The organism is Streptomyces sp. yr375 (assembly GCF_900110755.1).
GTDB lineage: Bacteria > Actinomycetota > Actinomycetes > Streptomycetales > Streptomycetaceae > Streptomyces.
The window spans coordinates 35,990-57,700 of the sequence record NZ_FOFF01000012.1 but is presented as its reverse complement, the minus strand read 5'-3'; the positions used below and the strand labels follow the sequence as shown (position 1 = coordinate 57,700).

The following is a 21,711-nucleotide window of genomic DNA, read 5'->3' as shown; positions in this document are numbered from 1 at the left end:
ACGTCGGATTTGCGCCATCCACGGTAGCAGGCCGGGAGGACACCCTGATCACCCCCTTGGCGTAACCGGCCACGGATACCACGGAAGAGTCGGTGTGGACCATTCGGCTTGACGCAGAAGAATCACGCTGCGTAACCTCACAGTGAGTCACCAGCACGCGGCCCAGCCGCGTCTACCCAGTGCCGGGGAGCTATATGTCCAGCGAATACGCCAAACAACTCGGGGCCAAGCTCCGCGCGATCCGCACCCAGCAGGGCCTTTCCCTCCACGGTGTCGAGGAGAAGTCCCAGGGACGCTGGAAGGCGGTCGTGGTCGGGTCGTACGAGCGCGGTGACCGCGCCGTGACCGTGCAGCGCCTCGCCGAGCTGGCGGATTTCTACGGCGTTCCCGTGCAGGAGCTGCTGCCGGGCACCACGCCGGGCGGAGCGGCCGAGCCGCCGCCGAAGCTGGTCCTGGACCTGGAGCGACTGGCCCATGTGCCGGTCGAGAAGGCGGGCCCGCTCCAGCGGTATGCCGCCACGATCCAGTCCCAGCGCGGTGACTACAACGGCAAGGTGCTGTCGATCCGCCAGGACGACCTGCGCACCCTCGCGGTCATCTACGACCAGTCGCCTTCGGTCCTGACCGAGCAGCTCATCAGTTGGGGCGTCCTGGACGCGGACGCGCGCCGCGCCGTCTCCCACGAGGAGAGCTAGCCGCTCGGCGGCTGAGCAGAAACGTACAAGCAGGGGTGGCCGGAACCGAACGGTTCCGGCCACCCCTGTCTGGTGCCGGTACCTCTGAGGGCCCACAGCACATGCTGTGGGCCCTCAGAGGTGGTCCGCGCCTACGGGGGCGCGGGGAACTGCGCGACACGCCACAGACGGCCCGCAGGCCGCGTACGGCCCGCAGTCCCCCGGCTCCCCCTGCGGAGCTAGTCGCGACGCAGGGACGGCTTGAGTTCCTTGAGGCGGCCGAGCAGGCCGTTGACGAACGAGGGCGACTCGTCCGTGGAGAACTCCTTGGCCAACTGCACCATCTCGTCGAGGACGACCGCGTCCGGGGTCTCGTCGGCCCAGATCAGCTCGTAGGCGCCGAGCCGGAGGATGTTGCGGTCGACGACCGGCATCCGGTCCAGCGTCCAGCCGACCGAGTACTGGGAGATCAGCTCGTCGATGCGCCGCGCGTGCTGCGCGTAGCCCTCGACGAGCTGCATCGTGAACTCGCTGACCGGCGGCTGCCGGGTGTCGGCATGGGAGAGCCTGATCCAGTCCGCGAGGACGGTCAGGACGTCGGCTCCGCGCTGGTCGCCCTCGAAGAGGATCTGGAAGGCGCGCTTGCGGGCCGTGTTGCGGGCAGCCACGGTTAGCTGTTCACCCGGCCGAGGTAGTCGCTGGTGCGGGTGTCGACCTTGATCTTCTCTCCGGTGGTGATGAAGAGCGGGACCTGGATCTGGTGGCCGGTCTCCAGGGTCGCGGGCTTGGTGCCACCCGTGGAGCGGTCACCCTGGAGACCCGGCTCGGTCTCCTGGACGACGAGCTCGACGGCGGCCGGCAGCTCGACGAAGAGCACCTCGCCCTCGTGCTGCGCGACGGTGGCCGTGAAGCCCTCGATCAGGAAGTTGGCGGCGTCGGCGACGGCCTTGCGGTCGACCATGAGCTGGTCGTAGGTCTCCATGTCCATGAAGACGAAGTACTCGCCGTCCATGTAGGAGAACTGCATGTCACGCTTGTCGACAGTGGCCGTCTCGACCTTGACGCCGGCGTTGAACGTCTTGTCGACGACCTTGCCGGAAAGCACGTTCTTGAGCTTGGTGCGCACGAAGGCCGGGCCCTTGCCGGGCTTGACGTGCTGGAACTCGACGACGGACCAGAGCTGGCCGCCTTCGAGCTTGAGCACCAGGCCGTTCTTGAGGTCGTTCGTGGAAGCCACGGTTGCGGAATCTCCTGGACTGACGTGGACGACCCCGGGGCACGCACTCCTACAGCGCGAGCAGCTCCTTGGTCGTGATGGTGAGTAGCTCGGGTCCGCCGTCCGCCTCTGGGCGCACGACGAGCGTGTCATCGATCCGGACGCCGCCCCGGCCCGGGAGGTGGACCCCGGGTTCGACGGTGACCGGCACGCAAGCGTCCAGTTTACCCATGGCCGCGGGAGTCAACTGCGGGTCCTCTTCGATTTCGAGTCCGACACCGTGTCCCATGAGCCCCGGAAGGCCCTCCGCGTACCCCGCGGAGTCCAGCACCTGGCGGGCCGCGCGGTCCACGTCACGGTAGGCGGCGCCGGGTGCCAGGGCCTCGCGTCCGGCGCGCTGAGCGGCGAAGACGAGGTCGTAGAGCTCGATCTGCCAGTCGGCCGGGGACGTCCCGATCACGAAAGTACGGCCGATCTCACACCCGTAGCCGCGGTAGGCCGCCCCCAGGCAGACCGTGAGGAAGTCGCCTTCCTCGACCCTCCGGTCGGTGGGCCGGTGGCCGCGCCGGCCGGAGTTCGGTCCGGAGGCGACGGACGTGGCGAAGGCGCGGCCGTCGGCGCCGTGGTCGACGAGGCGTCGTTCCAGTTCGAGGGCGAGGTGCCGTTCCGTCCGCCCGACCAGGATGGATTCCAGCAGCTCCCCCAGGGCCTGGTCGGCGATCTCGGCGCCGATCCGCAGGCAGGAGAGCTCCTCCTCGTCCTTCACCACCCTGAGCTGCTCGACCGCGCCGCCCAGGTCGCCGAGGCGCAGGCGCGGGGCGACCGAGCGCAGCGCCCGGTGGCGGGCGACCGTGAGGTGGTGTTCCTCGACCGCGAGGGAGTCTCCGCCCTGGGCCGTGAGGAGGTCCGCGGCGGCGACCGCCGGATCGCCTCCGGCGCGGGAGAGGGAGTGCACGCGCAGGGCGTCGTCCGGCCGTCCTTCGCTCGGACGATCGTCCGGCGGGCCGGTGCACACGAGGAGGTCCTCGCTTCTGCCCAGCAGCAGGACCGCGCCGTGCGGGTTCGCTCCGGCGAGGTATCTCACGTTGGCGGGGCGCGAGATCAGCGCGGCGGCGGTGCCGGCCGCGTTGCAGCGCTCCCATAGGCGGGCTCGGCGGGACGCGTAGACCTCTGACATGAGACGAGCGTAGGAGGGGTGGCCGGATTGTGCTGGTTGGGAGGGCGTTCGGGGGAACGGGGGGTGTGCGCATGGTTGTGTGCCGACTGCCGGCCGGTGGGGGCTTGTCGCGCAGTTCCCCGCGCCCCTACGGGGGCGCTGCCCCCTCGGGCGATGCGGAAGGGTCTACCACTTAGGGGGGCTTGCTATGGCCCTTGCCAAGACGTCGTCCAGGAGTCTTGCCGTGGTGGGGACGTCGAGTTGGGTGTTGTCGATGATGGGGAGGCCCGAGCCGTACCAGCCGGCCATGCGGCCGTGGATGCGGGCGACCTCCTCGTCGGTGAGGCGGCGGTTGCCGGAGCGTTCGGCGTTGCGCTCCAGGACGACTTCGAGGCCGGGGAGGAGGACGACGGGCAGCAGGCCGGGGCCGACGTGTCGTTTCCAGCCACCCAGGCCCACGGCCGGGCGGTCGGGGAAGATCGCGTCGTCCAGGATGCACGAGATGCCGTTGGCCAGGAAGTTGCGCGCGGCGAAGCCGCAGGTGCGGCGGGCCAGCCGGTACTGGGCCTCGGAGTGGTCGTTCCACCCGGACTGCGGGTCGGCGAAGCCCGAGCGGACCCATTCGCGTACGTCGTCGAGGCTGACGTGGGCGGTGGGCACTCGGCGGTGGTCGGCCCAGTACTTGGCGACGCTGGTCTTGCCCGCGCCCGCGGGGCCGATCAGCAGGACCGCGAGCGTCGTGGCCGTCGGGTCGGGGGCGGTCGGCGCGGGCGGTGCGCTGGGCATGGGGACGGGGCCGCCGGGCGGCAGCGGGACGTGCCCGGTGGCGTCGGCGCCCGGGACGGGGGCGTGCTGCGGGGCGGGCGGGACCAACGCGTGGGGCGCGGGCGGGACCGGGCCCGAAGGGGCGCCGAGGTATCCCGGCTGCGGCTGCTGGGGGGTGCTGCCCGGCTGGTGCGGGCCCGGGTGTCCCGGGGCCGGCGACCAGCCTGCGGCCGGACCGTGCCCCGGCTGGTGGGGCGGCGGCAGCGGAGAACCCACTGCGTGCTGCATCCGGTGCCACTCCGTCTCGTACAGGCAATGGGTGCTGGCTGTAGGGGGCGGACCCCTGTTCGCTACTGAACGGTACCGCCCCCGGCCGTCGTTTGGTGAACGGCCGGGGGCGGTCCGAAGTGCCCGCCGCTGAAGGCGAATCGGGCGGAAGGGAACCTGGCGGACGTACCCGCCCGTCCTACGGTCCTACTCGCCCACCTCGCCGTACGCGGCGAGCAGGACGGCCGGGTCGGGACCCTCCAGGACGGTCGGCTTGGCCAGACCGTCCAGGACGATGAAGCGCAGCAGGTCGCCGCGGGACTTCTTGTCGACCTTCATGTTCTCCAGCAGCTTGGGCCACTGGTCGTGTCGGTAGTGCAGCGGGAGGCCCACCGACTGAAGGACCGTGCGGTGGCGGTCGGCCGTGACGTCGTCCAGCCGGCCTGCCAGGCGGCCCAGTTCGGCGGCGAAGTGCATGCCGACGGAGACGGCCGCGCCGTGCCGCCACTTGTAGCGCTCGTTCTTCTCGATGGCGTGCGCGAGCGTGTGCCCGTAGTTGAGGATCTCGCGCAGCCCCGACTCCTTCAGGTCGGACGACACGACGTCCGCCTTGACCCTGATGGAGCGCTCGATGAGCTCGGCGGTGTGCGGCCCGGCCGGGCTGCGGGCGCCCTCGGGGTCGGACTCGACGAGGTCGAGGATCACCGGGTCGGCGATGAAGCCGGCCTTGATGACCTCGGCGAGCCCGGAGACGTAGTCGTTGACCGGGAGGGAGTCCAGCGCCGCCAGGTCGCACAGCACACCGGCCGGCGGGTGGAAGGAGCCGACGAGGTTCTTGCCCTCGGCGGTGTTGATGCCGGTCTTGCCGCCGACGGCCGCGTCGACCATGGCGAGCACGGTGGTCGGGACGGCGATCCAGCGCACCCCGCGCAGCCAGGTCGCGGCGACGAACCCGGCGAGGTCGGTGGTCGAACCGCCGCCCACGCCCACGACGACGTCGGTGCGGGTGAAGCCGGACTGGCCGAGCGCCTTCCAGCAGTAGGCGGCGACCTCGGCGGTCTTGGCCTCCTCCGCGTTCGGCACCTGGATGGCGACGGCCTCGTAGCCCTGTCCGGCCAGGTCCGCGCGCAGCGCCTCCCCGGTCTCGGCGAGCGCCTCGGGGTGGATCACGGCGACCCGCTTGACGCGGTCGCCGATCAACCCGCCCAGCTCACCCAGCAACTGACGGCCGACCAGGACCTCGTACGGCTCCGACCCCGCGCTGCCGCCGACCCGGATCCGTGTTACCGACTCGCTGCTCATGCTTCCTTCAACTCCAGTGCGTCCAGGGCGATTTGGGCCACCTCTTCAGGCGTACGGCCGTCCGTCGCGACCACGGCCGTGGCGACGCCCTCGTACAGGCCTCGGCGGGCCTCCATCAGTTCGCGCCACTGTCTGCGCGGGTTGACGGCGAGCAGCGGGCGGGCCGTGTTGAGGCCGGTGCGCTTGACTGCTTCCTCGACGTCCATGGCGAGGTAGACCACGCGCTGCCCGGCCAGCAGGCCGCGGGTGTCCGCGTCCAGGATCGAGCCGCCGCCGAGCGCCAGGACGCCGCCGTGCTCGGCGAGCGCGCGGTGCACGGCCTGCTTCTCGAGGGCGCGGAAGACGTCCTCGCCCTCGTCGACGAAGATCTCGGCGATGCTGCGGCCCTGTTCGGCGACGATGTCGTCGTCGGTGTCCCGGTAGCCGACGGCGAGCCGCTCGGCCAGCAGCCGTCCGACGGTGGACTTGCCGACGCCCATCGGGCCGACCAGGACGACCAGCGGGCCGCTCATCGGATGCGCAGGTTGTCGAGGTACGACCGCACGTTGCGGCGGGTCTCGGGGACGCTGTCGCCGCCGAACTTCTCCGCCACCGCGTCCGCCAGCACCAGCGCGACCATCGCCTCGGCGACGATCCCGGCGGCCGGCACCGCGCACACGTCGGAGCGCTGGTGGTGCGCCTGGGTCGCCTCGCCGGTGACGACGTCCACCGTCTGCAGGGCCCGCGGCACGGTCGCGATCGGCTTCATCGCCGCCCGGACGCGCAGCAGCTCGCCCGTGGTCAGACCGCCCTCGGTGCCGCCGGAGCGGCCGGTGGCCCGCCGGATGCCCTCGGGCGTGGTGACGATCTCGTCGTGCGCCTTCGAACCCGGCACGCGCGCGAGGTCGAAGCCGTCGCCGACCTCGACGCCCTTGATCGCCTGGATGCCCATCAGGGCGGCGGCGAGCCGGGCGTCCAGCCGGCGGTCCCAGTGCACGTGCGAGCCGAGGCCGACCGGGACGTCGTACGCCAGCACCTCGACGACGCCGCCGAGGGTGTCGCCGTCCTTGTGGGCCTGGTCGATCTCCGCGACCATCGCCTTCGACGCGTCGGCGTCCAGGCAGCGCACCGGGTCCGCGTCCAGCTTCTCGACGTCGGCCGGGGTCGGGTAGACGCCGTAGGGCGCCTTGGCGGCGGCCAGCTCCACCACGTGGGAGACGATCTCGATGCCGGCCGTCTCCTTGAGGTAGGACCGGGCGACCGCGCCGAGCGCGACCCGGGCGGCCGTCTCACGGGCGGAGGCGCGCTCCAGGATCGGCCGGGCCTCGTCGAAGCCGTACTTCTGCATTCCGGCGAGGTCGGCGTGGCCGGGGCGGGGGCGGGTCAGCGGGGCGTTGCGGGCCAGGCCGGCGAGGATCTCCGGGTCGACCGGGTCGGCCGCCATGACCTGCTCCCACTTGGGCCACTCCGTGTTGCCCACCATGACGGCGACCGGGGAACCCAGGGTGAGGCCGTGCCGGACGCCGCCGAGGAAGGTGACCTCGTCGCGTTCGAACTTCATCCGCGCCCCGCGGCCGTAGCCGAGCCGCCGCCGCGCGAGGTGGTCGGCCACCATGTCCGTGGTGATCGGCACGCCGGCGGGAAGGCCCTCCAGCGTGGCGACAAGTGCGGGACCGTGGGACTCCCCCGCGGTCAGCCAACGCAGCCTGCTCAACGATGCTCCTCAGTACTCGCGCCCTGGTACTGCCTACGCGCGTCCTCGCGTACGTCGTCGGCGGACCGGGTGCGCGGCTCCGGCCAGCCGCCTTCGATCCTCCCACGTCCGCGCGCCGACCCCGGCCGCCGGTCCACGAAGCGGACGGGCTTTGTCACATCGGGCGGCCCGGCACGGCGTCTCGCACGGGGCTCAGGGGGCTGCGCTCAGCGGGCGGCGAGGGCGTGTTCGCCCGCCGTGCGCATGGCCTCCACGGGCGCCGGGGCGCGGCCGGTCATCCGCTCCACCTGGAACACCGCCTGGTGCACGAGCAGGTCGAGGCCGCTGACGACCGCGCCGCCGAACATGGACCAGCGGGCGGCCAGCTCGGTCGGCCAGGGGTCGTAGAGCACGTCGAAGAGGGTGGCGGGGCGCTCCGGCACCGAGGCGGCGAGGGCGTCGGTGGCGCCGGCCGGGGTCGTCGCGACGACCAGCGGGAAGCGCAGGGCGTCGGCGGCGTCCGCCCAGTCGGCGATGCGGATCCCGACGTCGAGGCGCTCGCCCCACTCCCGCATCTCGGCGGCGCGGGCCGCGCTGCGGACGTAGGCGACGATCTCGCCGGTGCAGACCCGGGCCAGCGCGGCCAGCGCGGACGAGGCGGTGGCGCCGGCGCCGAGGATCGCGGCCGAGTCGACCTGTTCGACGCCGCGCTCGCGCAGCGCGGCGACCATGCCGGGGATGTCGGTGTTGTCGCCGACCCGGCGGCCGTCCTCGGCGAACACCAGGGTGTTGACCGCCTCGACGGAGGCCGCCGTCTCGCTGATCTCGTCGAGCAGCGGGATGACCGCCCGCTTCAGCGGCATGGTCAGCGACAACCCCGCCCACTGCGGCCCGAGTTCGGCGAGGAACCCGGGCAGGCCGGCCTCGTCGACCTCGAAGCGGTCGTACGTCCAGCCGGTGAGCTCCAGCGCCTCGTACGCCGCGCGGTGCAGCGCCGGGGAGAGGGAGTGCGCGATGGGCGAACCGAGTACGGCGGCCCGGCGGACGTCAGTTGCCCGAACTCTCATTGAACTTGTCCTTGAGTTTCTGGAACTCCACGTGCGTCTTGGCGAATTCGGTCTTGCTCACGCCGTCGGTCGCCACGAAGTAGTACCAGCCGTCGTCGGTCGGATTCAGCGTCGCCTTCATCGCCACTTCGCCCGGATTTCCGATCGGGCCGGGCGGCAGACCCTTGTTCGTGTACGTGTTGTACGGGTCCTTGTTGCGGTTGATCTCCGACTCACTGATATGGATCTTGCTCTCGCTCTTCAGGTAATTGAAGGTCGAGTCGAACTGCAGGAAACCATAGGTCTCGGGATTCGCGCGATCCAGCCGGTTGTAGACGACCTCGGCCATCTTGCGGTAGTCGTCGGCCGTCTTCCCCTCGGCCTGGACGAGGCTGGCGACCGTGATGACCTGCAACGGACTGTCCAGCTTGAACGCCTTGGCCTTGGCTTCGAGGTCGTACTTCTTGTACACGTCGTCGGCGTGGGCGACCATCGCCTTCAGGACCGCCTCCGGCTTCATGCCCTTGGCGGCGGGATAGGTGCCCGGGAAGAGGAAGCCCTCCAGTGGGTCCTTGATGTCGCTGTTACTGTTCGCCCAACTGGGCAGCCCGAGGGTCTTGTACTCCTTCTCGGCAACCTTCTTGGTGGTTCCGGAGGAAAGGGCGAGTTTCTCGTCGATGACCTTGTAGACCTCGATATTGCGCTGCCCGGGTTTGACCACCACATTGGCCTGGCTGCTCGGGTCGAGCAACATCGCGACGGCGCTTTTGGCGGACATTTCCTTTTTCAGGATGTACGCGCCCGCCTGGATCGAGTCGCCCTCGGGGTTGCTCGTGAACGCGGACACGAAGGCGTCGACGCTCTTGACGACGCCGGCGTCCTTCAGGAGCCGCCCGATGTCCGCGCCGCCCGCCCCCTTGGGGACCTCCACGTTCACGCTCTGGCTGGTGCCGTTGCCCGCGTAGTCGGGAGCCGAGCCGTAACGATTCTTGTAGAAGTGGTAGCCGAAGTAACCGACGCCGCCGATACCGCCGACGAACACCAGTACGACGACCAGGCAGGCGACGCCGTTGCGGCTCTTCTTGGTCTTCGTGCCCTTGGAGCCGTTGCCGCCTTTGCCGCCCCGGCCCCGCCGGTTCCCGCGGCCCTCCGGCTCGTCGTCGTCCGCGTCGTCCTCGGCGGCGTCGCCCGCGAAGAAGGCGTGCTCGCCCTGGTCGGGTCCGGGATCCCAGTCGGGCTTCTGCTCGGCCTCCGGGTCCACGTCCGACGCCGCCGGTTCGGGCTCGGTGCGCCGCCGGGCGGGGGGCTCCGGCGGCGGATACGCGTCCGGGGTGCCGTAGAAGTCGGGCTGCTCCGCGCCGTACGCCACGGCCTGCTGCCCGTAGGGGTCACCGGGGTCGGCCGCGTACGGGACTTGGGCATGGGTGCCCGCGCCGTCCCAGCCGCCCTCCTGGTAACCCTCGTGGTACGCCTGCGGGTTCTGGACGTTCTGCTGGTTCTGGAGGTTCTGGGGGTCGTGCTGGTTCTGGTGGTTCTGGTGGTTCTGCTGGACGTACTGCTGCTGCCCCTGATCGACGTACTGCTGCGGGTCGTAGCCCTGGTACTGCGGGTCGTACTGCTGCGCCTGTCCTTGACCCCAGTCGCCGTACTCCTGCTGCGGCTGCTGCGGGTACTGGTGCTGCTGCTGGCCGCCGTAGGCAGGCTGATGACCCACGTGGGCCTGCTGCCCTTCCCATCCGCCGTCCCCGTACAACGGGTCCTCCGGATGCCACGGTTCGGAGCCTGGGCCCCGGCCATACTCAGTCATCGATCCCCTAGAGCCGCGAGGCGGCGGTCGCGCGGCGGCTTGGCGGAGCCGGCTCCGTTTCCGTCTCTCACTGTGCGGTGGCTGTTCGAACACCCCCGCATCGCGCGGAACGTTACCGTACCGCGATCAGATGACCACTTCGACGCCCTCGCCCGGTGCTTTACCTGACACCCGTTCGGATTCCAGGGCCTGCTGAAGGATGATCACAGCGGCTGCCTGGTCGATCACCGAGCGGCCCTTCTTCGCCTTCACCCCCGAGGCACGCAGTCCCTGACTGGCCGTCACGGTCGTCATCCGCTCGTCGACCAGACGTACGGATACAGGAGCGATTTTGTTCGCCAGCTCCTGGGCGAATCCCCGCACCTTCACCGCCGCCGGGCCCTCGCCCCCCTTGAGGGAGCGAGGGAGACCGACGACGACCTCGATCGGTTCGTACTCCTCGACCAGTTGTCCGAGCCGGCGGTGCGCCGCCGGGACGTCCCGGCCGGGGACCGTCTCCACCGGGGTGGCGAGGATCCCGTCGGGGTCGCACGAGGCGACCCCGATCCGGGCGTCCCCGACGTCGATCGCGAGTCGACGGCCCTTCCTCATCTGCTGGCTCACTTGGCCGTTTCGGCCACGAGCCGCTCGACGGCGTCGACGGCCTCGCCGATCGCGGCCGGGTTCTGGCCGCCGCCCTGGGCGACGTCCGGCTTGCCGCCGCCACCGCCGCCGAGGGTCTTGGCGGCCGTACGGACCAGCTCGCCGGCCTTGAGGCCGCGCTCGCGGGCGGCCTCGTTGGTGGCGATGACCGTCAGCGGCTTGCCGTTGTTGACCGTGAACAGGGCGACCACGGCGGCCCGTCCGCCCTGGATGCGGCCGCGCACGTCGAGGACCAGCCTGCGCAGGTCGTCCGGGGTCGTGCCGTCCGGCACCTGGCCGGTGACGACGGCCATACCGCGGACGTCCTTGGCGGACTCGACGAGACCGGCGGCGGCCTGGAGCACCTTCTCGGCGCGGAACTTCTCGATCTCCTTCTCGGCGTCCTTCAGCTTGCCGAGCATGGCGGAGACCTTCTCCGGAAGCTCCTCGGGACGCCCCTTGATCAGCTCCTGGAGCTGGGCGACGACCGTGTGCTCACGGGCCAGGAAGTTGTAGGCGTCGACGCCGACGAGAGCCTCGATACGGCGCACCCCCGAGCCGATCGACGACTCGCCGAGCAGCTTCACCAGGCCGAGCTGGGAGGTGTTGTGGACGTGCGTGCCGCCGCACAGCTCCTTGGAGAAGTCGCCGATGGTCACGACGCGGACCCGCTCGCCGTACTTCTCGCCGAACTCGGCGATGGCGCCCTGCTTCTTGGCCTCGTCGAGGCTCAGGATCTCGGCGTGCACGTCCAGATCGCGGGCGAGCACCTCGTTGATCTTCTGCTCGACGTCGGTCATCACGGCCGTCGGCACGGCGGCCGGGGAGCCGAAGTCGAAGCGGAAGCGGCCGGGCTGGTTCTCCGAACCGGCCTGGGCGGCCGTCGGGCCGAGGGCGTCGCGCAGGGCCTGGTGGGTCAGGTGGGTGGCCGAGTGGGCGCGGGCGATGGCCGTACGGCGGCGGATGTCGATCGAGGCGTGGGCCTTGGCTCCGACGGTGACCTCGCCGAACTGGACGACGCCCTTGTGGACGTACACCCCGGGCACCGGCTTCTGGCAGTCGCGGATCTCGATCACGGCACCGGACTCGACCTTGATCCGGCCGGTGTCGCCGATCTGGCCGCCGCCCTCGGCGTAGAACGGGGTGCGGTCGAGGACGATCTCGACCTCGTCGCCCTCGGTGGCGGCCGGCGAGGAAGCGCCGTCGACGAGGATGCCGACGATCGTCGACTCGCCCTCGGTGTCCGCGTAGCCGATGAAGTCGGTCTCGCCGGACCGGTCGGCGATCTCACGGTAGGCGCCGGTGCCGGCGTGGCCGGTCTTCTTGGCCTGGGCGTCGGCCTTGGCGCGCTCCCGCTGCTCCTTCATCAGACGGCGGAAGCCGTCCTCGTCCACGGAAAGGCCCTGCTCGGCGGCCATCTCGAGGGTGAGGTCGATCGGGAAGCCCCAGGTGTCGTGGAGCAGGAACGCCTTGTCGCCGGCGAGGACCTGGCCGCCGGAGGCCTTGGTCTCGGTGACGGCGGTGTCGAGGATGTTGGTGCCGGCCTTCAGCGTCTTGAGGAAGGCGTTCTCCTCGGCGACGGCGACCTTCTCGATCCGCTCGCGGTCGGTGACCAGCTCCGGATACTGCTGGCCCATCATCGCGATGACCGTGTCGACGAGGTCCTTGACGACCGGACCCGTGGCGCCGAGGAGGCGCATGTTGCGGATGGCGCGGCGCATGATGCGGCGCAGGACGTAACCGCGGCCCTCGTTGCCGGGAGTCACGCCGTCGCCGATGAGCATCACCGACGTACGCATGTGGTCGGTGACCACGCGCAGGGAGACGTCGGAGTCGTGGGAGTCGCCGTACTCGACGCCGGTCAACTCGGTGGCCTTCTTGATGACGGCCATGGAGGTGTCGATCTCGTACAGGTTCTGCACGTCCTGCAGAATCATCGCGAGGCGTTCCAGGCCGAGGCCGGTGTCGATGTTCTTGCTCGGCAGGTCGCCCAGGATCTCGAAGTTGTCCTTGCCGATGCCCTCGCCGCGCTCGTACTGCATGAAGACGAGGTTCCAGATCTCGACGTACCGCTCGTCGTTGACGGCGGGGCCGCCCTCGACGCCGAACTCGGGGCCGCGGTCGTAGTTGATCTCGGAACACGGTCCGCAGGGGCCGGGGACGCCCATGGACCAGTAGTTGTCCTTCATGCCCAGGCGCTGGATGCGCTCGGCGGGGACGCCGATCTTGTCGCGCCAGATGGTCTCGGCCTCGTCGTCGTCGAGGTAGACCGTGATCCACAGGCGCTCGGGGTCGAGGCCGTAACCACCCTTGTCCTGGGGCGTGGTGAGCAGCTCCCAGGCGTAGGTGATGGCGCCTTCCTTGAAGTAGTCGCCGAAGGAGAAGTTGCCGCACATCTGGAAGAACGTGCTGTGGCGGGTGGTCTTGCCGACCTCTTCGATGTCGGGCGTGCGCACGCACTTCTGCACGCTGGTGGCGCGCGACCACGGCGGTTTGATCTCACCGAGGAAGTACGGCTTGAAGGGGACCATGCCGGCGGGGACCAGGAGCAGAGTCGGGTCGTCCGCGATGAGCGACGCCGAAGGGACGACGGTGTGCCCGCGCTCCTCGTAGAAGCTCAGCCAGCGGCGGCGAATCTCGGCCGACTCCATCAGTGGTCCTCATTCCGGTTGTGCGAGTACGTGGGGTTGGTGCGGTTCTCGAGGGCGGCGTACCGCCTGGGTGCGGGGAGTTCGGGGTCGTCGTGGATCCCGAGTGCCTCCCCGAGTTCGGCCTCCCGCCGGGCCATGTTGTCGCGGACGTCGACCGCGAAGTCCAGCGCGCGGTCCTTGAGGCGGGCGCCCGTCTCGAGTGCCTTGTTGGCCGCGGTCGCGGCCAGGCTCTCGGGGGTCAGTTGCCTCAGCTTGCGGTTGACCTTGGTGGTGGCCCACACACCGGCGGCGACGCCCGTGCCGAACCAGAACGTACGACGGAACATCGCCGGCTCAGTCCCTCTTTCCACGGGGCTTGCGCTTCTCCCGCCGGGAGACCGTACGGCCCACGATCACGGTACGCCGGGGCTTCCCGGCGGGCAGGTCGTCCTTGCCGCCGCCGAGTGCCCGGCGCACGCCGTAGCCGAAGGCGGCGACCTTCACCAGGGGGCCGCCGAAGGTGGAGGCGACGGTGCTCGACAGCGCCGACGCGTTCGACGTGACCTCCTGGACGTCCGAGGCGATCGCGTCGACCCGGTCGAGCTGGGTCTGCGCGGAACGCACCGCCGCGGAGGCGTCGGCCAGCAGCGGGACGGCCTGTTCGGTCACGTCCGCGACCAGTCGGGTGGTCGCCCGCAGCGTCTGGGCCAGCCTCGCCAGCGCGACGGCGAGGAAGGAGACCAGGATCGCCCAGAAGACGGCCACCAGGATTCCGGCCACCTCTCCACCGGACACCGTGCACCTGCTCTCATGAACACCTGTTGACAGCCATGTGCAGACACCTGCTGATGGCTGCGCTGAGCCTATCGCGCCCCGCGCGCCCCGCCGAACCGGATTAGGGCGCGCGAAAGCCCGCCGCCCCGCCCGCCGAAAGAGGCGGGGGAACGACGGGCTCTCAGATCCGGGAGGGGATCAGCGGGCGTAGTACTCGACGACGAGCTGCTCGTCGCAGATGACCGGGATCTCCTTGCGGTTCGGCTCGCGGTCCAGGCGGAACGCCAGGGCGCCGAGGTTCACCTGGAGGTAGCGCGGGGTCTCGCCGTCGGGGGCGAAGCCACCGGCGCGGGAGACCTCGAACAGCGTCTTGCTGCGGCTGCGCTCGCGGACCATCACGACGTCGTCCGGCTTGACGCGGAAGGACGGCTTGTCGACCTTCTGGCCGTTGACCTCGATGTGGCCGTGCACGACCATCTGACGGGCCTGGTAGATGGTGCGGGCGATGCCCGAACGCAGGACCAGGGCGTCGAGACGACGCTCGAGCTCGATGATCAGGGCCTCACCGGTCTTGCCCTGGACCTTGGAGGCACGCTCGTAGGCGCGGACGAGCTGACGCTCGGACACGTCGTACTGCGCGCGCAGACGCTGCTTCTCGAGCAGACGGACCTTGTAGTCCGAGTTCTGCTTGCGGCCGCGGCCGTGCTCGCCCGGCGGGTAGGGGCGGGCCTCGAAGTACTTGACGGCCTTCGGGGTCAGCGCGATGCCGAGGGCACGCGACTTCTTGACCTTGGGACGGGGCTGATTCGCCACTGTCTATGTCTCTTTCGTGGGTTTCGGCTCACCAGAGTTAAGGGAGGTCGCATCCGCAGCCTGGGAAACCCGCTTCCGTCCTCGCGGACGGACCGGGCAGCCGCTCCCTGGTCTGGGCACAACGTGCAGCACGCGAGTGGCCCACCGACCGCTCCCGGAGACCCGGGTGGTGGTGGGCTGCCCGCGACACCGATCGACGGTGCGCGACGCTCCTGGAAACCCCTGCCCGAGGGCCGGGTCTCCGGCTGGATGTCCCGTTCTGGTGAACCGGCCCTGAGGCCGGACACGGGACGCAGCACTTCGGGCGAGTCTACAGGGTGCTCACGGCCCCTTTCGACCGAGGTGCTGTCTGGTCCACTCGACCGCGTCCGCGTAGCGGGCCTCGGCGCCGTGCCGGGTCGGCGTGTAGTACTCCCGGCCGTGGATCGCGTCCGGCGCGTACTGCTGCGCGGCGATGCCCTCGGGCAGGTCGTGCGGATACACGTACCCCTGCGCGTGCCCGAGCTTGGCGGCGCCCTTGTAGTGCCCGTCGCGCAGATGCGGCGGGACGGGCCCGGCCAGCCCCTTGCGTACGTCGTCCAGGGCGGCACCGATCGCCGTCGTCGCGGCGTTGGACTTGGGGGCCAGGGCGAGGGCGATGGTGGTGTGGCTGAGGGTGAGGGCGGCCTCGGGGAAGCCGATCATGGCGACGGCCTGGGCGGCGGCGACCGCGAGGGGCAGCGCGGTGGGGTCGGCGAGGCCGATGTCCTCGCTCGCGGAGATCATCAGGCGGCGGGCGATGAAGCGGGGGTCCTCGCCGGCCTCGATCATGCGGGCCAGGTAGTGCAGGGCGGCGTCGACGTCGGAGCCCCGGATGGACTTGATGAGGGCGCTGGCGACGTCGTAGTGCTGGTCGCCGTCGCGGTCGTACTTCACGGCCGCGCGGTCGACCGTCTGCTCCAGGGTCTGGAGGGTGATCTCGGTCTCGTCCTGGTCGAGGGCGGCGCCTGCGGCGGCCTCCAGGGCGGTGAGGGCGCGGCGGGCGTCGCCGCCGGCGATGCGCAGGAGGTGGGCCTCGGCGTCCTCGGGGAGGGTGACGGCGCCCTTGAGGCCGCGGTCGTCGGCCAGGGCGCGCCGGACGAGGTCGCGGAGGTCGTCGTCGGTGAGGGGTTCGAGGGTGAGCAGGAGGGAGCGGGACAGCAGCGGCGAGATCACGGAGAAGTACGGGTTCTCGGTGGTCGCGGCGATCAGCGTGACCCAGCGGTTCTCGACGGCGGGCAGGAGGGAGTCCTGCTGGGCCTTGCTGAAGCGGTGGATCTCGTCGAGGAAGAGGACGGTCTCCTTGCCGTAGCCGCCGATGGCGCGGCGCGCGCCGTCGATGACCGCGCGGACCTCCTTGACGCCCGCGGTGATCGCCGACAGCTCCACGAACCGCTTGTTGGTGGCCTTGGAGACGACGTACGCCAAGGTCGTCTTCCCCGTGCCGGGTGGGCCCCAGAGGATCACGGACGACGGCCCGGCCGGGCCCTTGGCGCCGTCGCCGACCAGGCGGCGCAGGGGTGAGCCCGGTTTCAGCAGGTGCTGCTGGCCCACCACCTCGTCGAGAGTGCGCGGGCGCATCCGGACCGCCAGGGGGCTCCCTGCGGGGTCCTTCTCCTGGCGGTCTTCGGCTGCGGCGGTGAACAGGTCGGGCTCCACACTCGGGAGCCTACGTCAGGGCTCTGACAGTCCTGCTCGGGGCGGTGCGCCCGGGGTGGGGTCAGGCCCAGAGGCTGGCGCCCCAGCGGGTCAGGATCAGCATGGCGATGACGCCGACGTGGGTGACCGGCAGGACCCAGGTGAACTCGCCGAAGAACCGCTTCAGCCAGCCCGGCGCGGGCAGGAAGCCGTTGCGCACGTTGAACGAGGTGACGTACCAGAACATGGTGATCGTGGCGACCCAGGCCAGCGAGCACCACAGGCACAGGGCGTTGATCTCGTACAGCGACTGGTACTGGAGCCAGGTGCAGAAGGCGACGCCGAACAGCGTGCCGAAGTTGAAGGTCAGCCAGTACCAGCGGGGGAAGCTCGCCCGGGTCAGCAGGCTCATGCCGACGCAGATCACGATGCCGTAGGCGACGAGGCCGAGCATCGGGTTGGGGAAGCCGAAGGCCGCGGCCTGCTTGCTCTCCATGACGCTGCCGCAGGAGATGATCGGGTTGATGCTGCAGCTCGGGGTGAACGTCTTGCCGTCCACCTTGCCTTCGAGGATCTTGAACTTGTCGATCGTGATGACCCACGCGGCGAGCAGACCGGCCGCGCCGGTGATCAGCAGCAGGATCGCGAAGGCACGGCTGCCGCCCACCGTCCGGGGCTCGGTCGCGGCGACGCGCTCCGGCTCGGGCTCGGACTCCGTGGAGACGTCTTTGACTGTCGTCGTCTTGCTCATCACGCCGATTCCGTCACTGGGGAGTTGGACCATCTTCGGGCAGGGGCCATTGTGCCGCACGAGGCCGTCCGTCCACCGTTCGATGGACATAAGGAAGTCCGTGCGACGTATGACGAAGGGCGCCGGGTCACCGCCCCGGCGCCCTTCGCGACGCACTAGCCCAGCCTCGACTCCAGCTCGGCCACGATCTCGTTCACACCGATCGACGTCTGCTCGCCGGTCGTCATGTCCTTGAGCTGGACGACGCCCTCGGCGAGGTCGCGTTCGCCGGCGACGAGCGTGTAGCGGGCCCCGCTGCGGTTGGCGTTCTTCATGGCCCCCTTGAGCCCCTTGGCGCCGTAGGAGAAGTCGGCCGCGATGCCCACCTTGCGCAGCTCGGTGACCTTGGCGAAGAGCACCCGGCGGGCCTCCTCGCCGAGCGGGACGGCGAACACGGAGGTCGAGGCCGGGAGCTCCAGGGTCACGCCCTCCGCCTCCAGCGCCAGGACCGTACGGTCGACGCCCAGTGCCCAGCCCACCGACGGCAGGGCTGGGCCGCCGATCATCTCGGAGAGCCCGTCGTAGCGGCCGCCGCCGCCGACCGCGGACTGGGAGCCCAGTCCGTCGTGGACGAACTCGAAGGTCGTACGGGTGTAGTAGTCCAGGCCGCGGACCAGCTTCGGGTCGTCCTCGAAGGCGACGCCCGCCGCCGTGATCAGCTCGCGGACCTCCTCGTGGTACGCCTTGCAGGCGTCGCAGAGGTAGTCGCGCAGCAGCGGGGCGTCGCCGAGCTGCTTCTGCACCGACTCGCGCTTGTCGTCCAGGACGCGCAGCGGGTTGATCTCCGCGCGGCGCAGGGTGTCCTCGTCGAGGTCCAGGCCCCGCAGGAAGGTCTGGAGCGCCTCCCGGTACACCGGACGGCACTCCTTGTCGCCCAGGCTGTTGAGCAGGATGCGGAAGTTGCGCAGGCCCAGGGAGCGGTACGCCTGGTCGGCCAGGATGATCAGTTCGGCGTCCAGCGCCGGGTCCTCGGCGCCGATCGCCTCCGCGCCGACCTGGGAGAAGTGGCGGTAACGGCCCTTCTGGGGGCGCTCGTAGCGGTAGTACGAGCCCGAGTACCAGAGCTTGACGGGGAGGTTGCCCGCCTTGTGCAGGTTGGCCTCCAGGGCGGCGCGCAGGACGGACGCGGTGCCCTCGGGGCGCAGGGCGAGCCGGTCGCCGCCCTTGGTCTCGAAGGCGTACATCTCCTTGGTCACGATGTCGGTCGACTCGCCGACACCGCGCGCGAACAGCTCCACGTTCTCGAAGCCGGGCGTCTCGACGTAGCCGTAGCCGGAGTTGCGCAGGGGCGCGGCGATGGCCTCACGGACGGCGAGGTAGGTGGCGCTGTCCGGCGGAATCAGGTCGTACGTGCCCTTGGGGGCCTGGAAGGTACTCACGGAGGTCTCTCGTCACATTCCTCGTCGGGGAGGGGTGTTCGATCCCGCTCCCTGGCCGCCGGGCGCCACCCGCCGCAGATACGGGTTGGTGGCGCGCTCCTGGCCGATGGTCGTCTGGGGGCCGTGGCCGGACAGCACCACGGTCGAGTCCTCGAGGGGCAGGCACACGCGGGCCAGCGAGTCGAGCATCTCGGCCATGTCACCGCCGGGCAGGTCGGTGCGTCCGATGGAGCCGGCGAACAGCAGATCCCCGGAGAAGAAGACCGACGGGATGTCGGCCTGCTCGGGCATCCGGAAGGTCACCGACCCCTTCGTATGGCCCGGGGCGTGCGCGACGGAGAACTCCAGGCCCGCCAGGTCCAGCCGCACGCCGTCGGTCAGCTCCCGGACATCGTCGGGCTCCCCCACGGTCAGCTCGCCCATCAGCGGCATCCCGATGGACCGGCCGAGCGCCTTCTCGGGGTCGCTCATCATGAAGCGGTCCTCGGGGTGGATCCAGGCCGGCACGTCGTGCGCGCCGCACACCGGGACGACCGAGGCCACATGGTCGATGTGGCCGTGGGTGAGGACGACGGCGACGGGTTTGAGCCGATGCTTCTTCAGCGTCTCCTCGACTCCTGGGGCCGCCTGGTGGCCCGGGTCGATGATCACGCACTCCTCACCGGCGGCGGGGGCGACGAGATAACAGTTCGTCCCCCAGGCCCCGGCGGGGAACCCGGCAATGAGCACGATCGTCCTTCGTTTGTGTCGATACGCGTGGGCTTCTGGCGGCTGCGCCAGTGGTCAGAGCCTACCGGCGCTGCCGTTTCCTCAGCGAACCCATATACGGTACGGGGCACACGCAGGCGGTCGGCTCACAAGACGCACGCGTCCCAGTCGACGTACGAGACGCACGAGGAGAAACCGGTGGTCACCCAGGAACAGCGGAAGCGTCAGCTCGCTCGGGAGAAGTTCTTGCGGCAGCAGCAGCGACGCACCTCCGCACGACGCAAGGCGCGGGTTCGCAACTCGGTGATCGCGTCGGTGCTCGGCGTGATCGTCATCGGCAGTGTGGCGCTCTACACGACCGGCGTCCTGAAGAACGACGACAAGGCGAACGCGAGCGCGGAGACGAGTGCCTCTCCGTCCGCGGCGCCCAGCAAGGCGAAGGACCCGTGCGAGAAGCCGGCCGCGGGCTCGATCAAGAAGCTGACCTGGAAGAAGGAGCCGGCGGTCACGATCGACACGTCGGCGAAGTACACGATGACGCTCGCGACGACGTGCGGTGACATCGGCATAGCGCTGAAGGCGAAGGCCGCGCCGCACACGGTGAACTCGTTCGACTTCCTGGCCGGCAAGGGCTACTTCGACCACACCAAGTGCCACCGGCTCACCACCAACGGCATCTACGTGCTGCAGTGCGGCGACCCGACGGGCGCGGGCAGCGGCGGCCCCGGCTACACCATTCCGGACGAGAACCTGAAGGACGCCAGCCTCAAGAGCAACATCTACCCGGCGGGCACCATCGCTATGGCCAACACCGGGCAGGCGCACACCGGCGGCAGCCAGTTCTTCCTCGTCTACCAGGACAGCCAGCTCCCGCCCAGCTACACGCCGTTCGGCACGGTGTCGGCCGACGGCATGAAGGTCCTGAAGAAGATCGCCGCCGCGGGCGAGAGCACGGGCGCCGGTGACGGAGCCCCGAACGCGACGGTCGTGATCAACAAGGCGACGGTCACGAAATCCTGACGACAACCCGACAACAACCCGACGACATTCCGACGACTAAGGCGCGGTCAACTGCGCAATTTCGGTCGCGCTGGATGCGGACAGGCGGCCCGCCGGTCGCCTATGTTGGCCGTGACGAAACTGTGGAGGATGCCCAGGGGCGCTGAAGCCCCTCGGAGGCATCATGTGGAGGAGGCGCTGTGAGCAGCGACCCGTGGGGCCGCGTCGACGAGACGGGGACCGTGTACGTGCGTACCGCCGACGGCGAGCAGGTGGTCGGTTCCTGGCAGGCAGGCTCCCCTGAGGAAGCCCTGGCCTACTTCGAGCGCAAGTACGAGGGCCTGGTTGTCGAGATCGGCCTCCTCGAGAAGCGAGTGCAGACCACCGATCTGTCGGCGAAGGACGCCCAGGTCGCCATCGACCACATCCGCGACCAGGTGGACGCGCATCACGCGGTCGGCGATCTCCAGGCCCTGCGGGAGCGGCTGGACAAGCTCGTGGCGACCGTCGAGTCGCGGCGCGAGGAGCGCAAGCAGCAGCGTGCCAAGCAGTCCGACGAGGCCCGCAAGGCCAAGGAGGACCTGGTCGTCGAGGCGGAGCAGTTGGCGGAGTCCGACCAGTGGCGGGCCGCCGGTGAGCGGCTGCGCTCCCTGGTGGACACCTGGAAGAGTCTGCCGCGTCTGGACCGCAAGTCGGACGACGAGCTGTGGCACCGGTTCTCGCACGCGCGCTCGGCGTTCTCCAAGCGCCGCAAGGCGCACTTCGCGCAGTTGGACGCGCAGCGCGAGGACGCCCGTCGGGTCAAGGAGCGGCTGGTCTCCGAGGCCGAGGCGCTGTCCGGTTCGGCGGACTGGGGTCCGACGGCGGCGCGCTACCGCGAGCTGATGGCGGAGTGGAAGGCGGCGGGCCGCGCCCAGCGCGAGCACGAGGACGACCTGTGGAACCGCTTCCGCGGCGCCCAGGACGTCTTCTTCGCCGCCCGCAGCTCGGTGTTCGCCGAGCGGGACGCGGAGCAGACGGAGAACCTGAAGCTCAAGGAGGAGCTGGCCGAGGAGGCCGAGAAGCTCCTGCCGATCGGTGACCTGAAGGCGGCGCGTGCCGCGTTCCGCTCGATCAACGAGCGCTGGGAGGCCATCGGCCACGTCCCGCGCGACGCCCGGCCCAAGGTCGAGGGCCGGATGCACGCGGTGGAGCGGGCGATGCAGGAGTCCGAGGAGACCGAGTGGCGCCGGACGAACCCGGAGGCACGCGCGCGTGCCGAGGGGCTGACCGGCCAGCTCCAGGCCGCCGTGGACAAGCTGCGCACGCAGATCGACCAGGCCCGCGCCCAGGGCAACGCGTCCCGCGCGGACAAGCTGGAGCGCGAGCTCGAGGGCCGTCAGGCGCTGCTGGACCAGGCGCTGAAGGGCCTGCACGAGTTCGGCGGCTAGACAGAG

Annotated in this window: 21 protein-coding genes; 3 read left to right on the top strand and 18 right to left on the bottom strand. The window is 70.3% G+C overall.

Translation table 11 applies throughout. The features are described 5' to 3' along the window. Window positions 1–194: 194 nt before the first annotated feature. A complete protein-coding gene (gene bldD, locus BMZ82_RS15180; protein WP_009313753.1) occupies window positions 195–695 on the top strand; it encodes a transcriptional regulator BldD in 501 nt (166 codons plus the stop codon). A gap of 218 nt (window positions 696–913) precedes the next feature. Here bldD and nusB read toward each other — a convergent pair whose 3' ends face one another. The 18 genes from nusB to BMZ82_RS15085 form a co-directional block, all read right to left on the bottom strand. Then, entirely contained in the window at window positions 914–1,342 is a 429-nt protein-coding gene (nusB, locus tag BMZ82_RS15175; RefSeq protein WP_093775855.1) for a transcription antitermination factor NusB, read from the bottom strand. A 2-nt stretch (window positions 1,343–1,344) separates the two neighbouring features. Beyond that, complete coding sequence (gene efp / locus BMZ82_RS15170; protein WP_093775853.1) at window positions 1,345–1,911, bottom strand: elongation factor P; 567 nt, start codon at window positions 1,909–1,911, stop codon at window positions 1,345–1,347. A gap of 49 nt (window positions 1,912–1,960) precedes the next feature. Further along, a complete protein-coding gene (locus BMZ82_RS15165; RefSeq protein ID WP_093775851.1) occupies window positions 1,961–3,067 on the bottom strand; it encodes an aminopeptidase P family protein in 1,107 nt (368 codons plus the stop codon). Window positions 3,068–3,232: 165 nt separating this feature from the next. Continuing rightward, window positions 3,233–4,099 (bottom strand): Pro-rich N-terminal domain-containing protein, encoded by an 867-nt coding sequence (locus BMZ82_RS15160; RefSeq protein ID WP_093775849.1) that lies wholly within the window; start codon window positions 4,097–4,099, stop codon window positions 3,233–3,235. A gap of 186 nt (window positions 4,100–4,285) precedes the next feature. Continuing rightward, window positions 4,286–5,380 (bottom strand): 3-dehydroquinate synthase, encoded by a 1,095-nt coding sequence (aroB, locus tag BMZ82_RS15155; protein ID WP_093775847.1) that lies wholly within the window; start codon window positions 5,378–5,380, stop codon window positions 4,286–4,288. Then, window positions 5,377–5,892, bottom strand: coding sequence for a shikimate kinase (locus BMZ82_RS15150; RefSeq protein WP_093775845.1), 516 nt, complete (start codon window positions 5,890–5,892; stop codon window positions 5,377–5,379). The genes aroB and BMZ82_RS15150 overlap by 4 nt, the downstream gene beginning before the upstream one ends. Continuing rightward, window positions 5,889–7,073, bottom strand: coding sequence for a chorismate synthase (gene aroC, locus BMZ82_RS15145; RefSeq protein ID WP_093775843.1), 1,185 nt, complete (start codon window positions 7,071–7,073; stop codon window positions 5,889–5,891). Before aroC ends, BMZ82_RS15150 begins: the two co-directional genes overlap by 4 nt. 206 nt (window positions 7,074–7,279) lie before the next feature. Further along, window positions 7,280–8,119, bottom strand: a complete 840-nt coding sequence (locus tag BMZ82_RS15140) for a shikimate dehydrogenase (RefSeq protein ID WP_093775841.1) — start codon at window positions 8,117–8,119, stop codon at window positions 7,280–7,282. Continuing rightward, on the bottom strand, window positions 8,100–9,905 hold the full coding sequence (mltG, locus tag BMZ82_RS15135) for an endolytic transglycosylase MltG (RefSeq protein ID WP_093775839.1): 1,806 nt from the start codon (window positions 9,903–9,905) through the stop codon (window positions 8,100–8,102). Before mltG ends, BMZ82_RS15140 begins: the two co-directional genes overlap by 20 nt. 126 nt (window positions 9,906–10,031) lie before the next feature. Then, entirely contained in the window at window positions 10,032–10,496 is a 465-nt protein-coding gene (gene ruvX / locus BMZ82_RS15125; RefSeq protein ID WP_093775835.1) for a Holliday junction resolvase RuvX, read from the bottom strand. An 8-nt stretch (window positions 10,497–10,504) separates the two neighbouring features. Further along, window positions 10,505–13,177: an alanine--tRNA ligase gene (alaS, locus tag BMZ82_RS15120; protein WP_093775833.1), complete on the bottom strand. Its 2,673-nt coding sequence runs from the start codon at window positions 13,175–13,177 to the stop codon at window positions 10,505–10,507. Further along, window positions 13,177–13,503 carry a hypothetical protein gene (locus BMZ82_RS15115; protein WP_093775831.1) on the bottom strand — a complete coding sequence of 109 codons (327 nt, stop codon included), beginning with the start codon at window positions 13,501–13,503 and terminating at the stop codon, window positions 13,177–13,179. The genes alaS and BMZ82_RS15115 overlap by 1 nt, the downstream gene beginning before the upstream one ends. Window positions 13,504–13,510: 7 nt before the next feature. Then, window positions 13,511–13,951 carry a DUF948 domain-containing protein gene (locus tag BMZ82_RS15110; RefSeq protein WP_093775829.1) on the bottom strand — a complete coding sequence of 147 codons (441 nt, stop codon included), beginning with the start codon at window positions 13,949–13,951 and terminating at the stop codon, window positions 13,511–13,513. Between the two features lie 177 nt (window positions 13,952–14,128). Further along, the gene (gene rpsD, locus BMZ82_RS15105; RefSeq protein WP_093775827.1) at window positions 14,129–14,743 is read right to left on the bottom strand and encodes a 30S ribosomal protein S4; all 615 of its coding nucleotides are present in this window, start codon (window positions 14,741–14,743) and stop codon (window positions 14,129–14,131) included. Between the two features lie 321 nt (window positions 14,744–15,064). Further along, the gene (locus tag BMZ82_RS15100; protein WP_093775825.1) at window positions 15,065–16,420 is read right to left on the bottom strand and encodes a replication-associated recombination protein A; all 1,356 of its coding nucleotides are present in this window, start codon (window positions 16,418–16,420) and stop codon (window positions 15,065–15,067) included. A gap of 61 nt (window positions 16,421–16,481) precedes the next feature. Beyond that, complete coding sequence (locus tag BMZ82_RS15095) at window positions 16,482–17,150, bottom strand: vitamin K epoxide reductase family protein (protein WP_093776028.1); 669 nt, start codon at window positions 17,148–17,150, stop codon at window positions 16,482–16,484. A 155-nt stretch (window positions 17,151–17,305) separates the two neighbouring features. Then, the gene (gene hisS / locus BMZ82_RS15090; protein ID WP_093775823.1) at window positions 17,306–18,568 is read right to left on the bottom strand and encodes a histidine--tRNA ligase; all 1,263 of its coding nucleotides are present in this window, start codon (window positions 18,566–18,568) and stop codon (window positions 17,306–17,308) included. Between the two features lie 12 nt (window positions 18,569–18,580). Continuing rightward, window positions 18,581–19,297: an MBL fold metallo-hydrolase gene (locus tag BMZ82_RS15085; RefSeq protein ID WP_093775821.1), complete on the bottom strand. Its 717-nt coding sequence runs from the start codon at window positions 19,295–19,297 to the stop codon at window positions 18,581–18,583. Between the two features lie 177 nt (window positions 19,298–19,474). On the opposite strand from BMZ82_RS15085, the gene BMZ82_RS15080 reads away from it, so the two are divergent. After that, the gene (locus BMZ82_RS15080) at window positions 19,475–20,296 is read left to right on the top strand and encodes a peptidylprolyl isomerase (protein WP_093775819.1); all 822 of its coding nucleotides are present in this window, start codon (window positions 19,475–19,477) and stop codon (window positions 20,294–20,296) included. 179 nt (window positions 20,297–20,475) lie between these two features. Then, complete coding sequence (locus tag BMZ82_RS15075) at window positions 20,476–21,705, top strand: DUF349 domain-containing protein (RefSeq protein WP_093775817.1); 1,230 nt, start codon at window positions 20,476–20,478, stop codon at window positions 21,703–21,705. Window positions 21,706–21,711: the final 6 nt, after the last annotated feature.

Coding starts and splice junctions, on each gene's coding strand:
- bldD (WP_009313753.1), top strand. CDS start 195: ATGTCCAGCGAATACGCCAAACAACTCGGGGCCAAGCTCCGCGCGATC.
- BMZ82_RS15165 (WP_093775851.1), bottom strand. CDS start 3,067: ATGTCAGAGGTCTACGCGTCCCGCCGAGCCCGCCTATGGGAGCGCTGC.
- BMZ82_RS15160 (WP_093775849.1), bottom strand. CDS start 4,099: ATGCAGCACGCAGTGGGTTCTCCGCTGCCGCCGCCCCACCAGCCGGGG.
- aroB (WP_093775847.1), bottom strand. CDS start 5,380: ATGAGCAGCGAGTCGGTAACACGGATCCGGGTCGGCGGCAGCGCGGGG.
- BMZ82_RS15150 (WP_093775845.1), bottom strand. CDS start 5,892: ATGAGCGGCCCGCTGGTCGTCCTGGTCGGCCCGATGGGCGTCGGCAAG.
- BMZ82_RS15140 (WP_093775841.1), bottom strand. CDS start 8,119: ATGAGAGTTCGGGCAACTGACGTCCGCCGGGCCGCCGTACTCGGTTCG.
- mltG (WP_093775839.1), bottom strand. CDS start 9,905: ATGACTGAGTATGGCCGGGGCCCAGGCTCCGAACCGTGGCATCCGGAG.
- ruvX (WP_093775835.1), bottom strand. CDS start 10,496: ATGAGGAAGGGCCGTCGACTCGCGATCGACGTCGGGGACGCCCGGATC.
- alaS (WP_093775833.1), bottom strand. CDS start 13,177: ATGGAGTCGGCCGAGATTCGCCGCCGCTGGCTGAGCTTCTACGAGGAG.
- BMZ82_RS15115 (WP_093775831.1), bottom strand. CDS start 13,503: ATGTTCCGTCGTACGTTCTGGTTCGGCACGGGCGTCGCCGCCGGTGTG.
- BMZ82_RS15095 (WP_093776028.1), bottom strand. CDS start 17,150: ATGAGCAAGACGACGACAGTCAAAGACGTCTCCACGGAGTCCGAGCCC.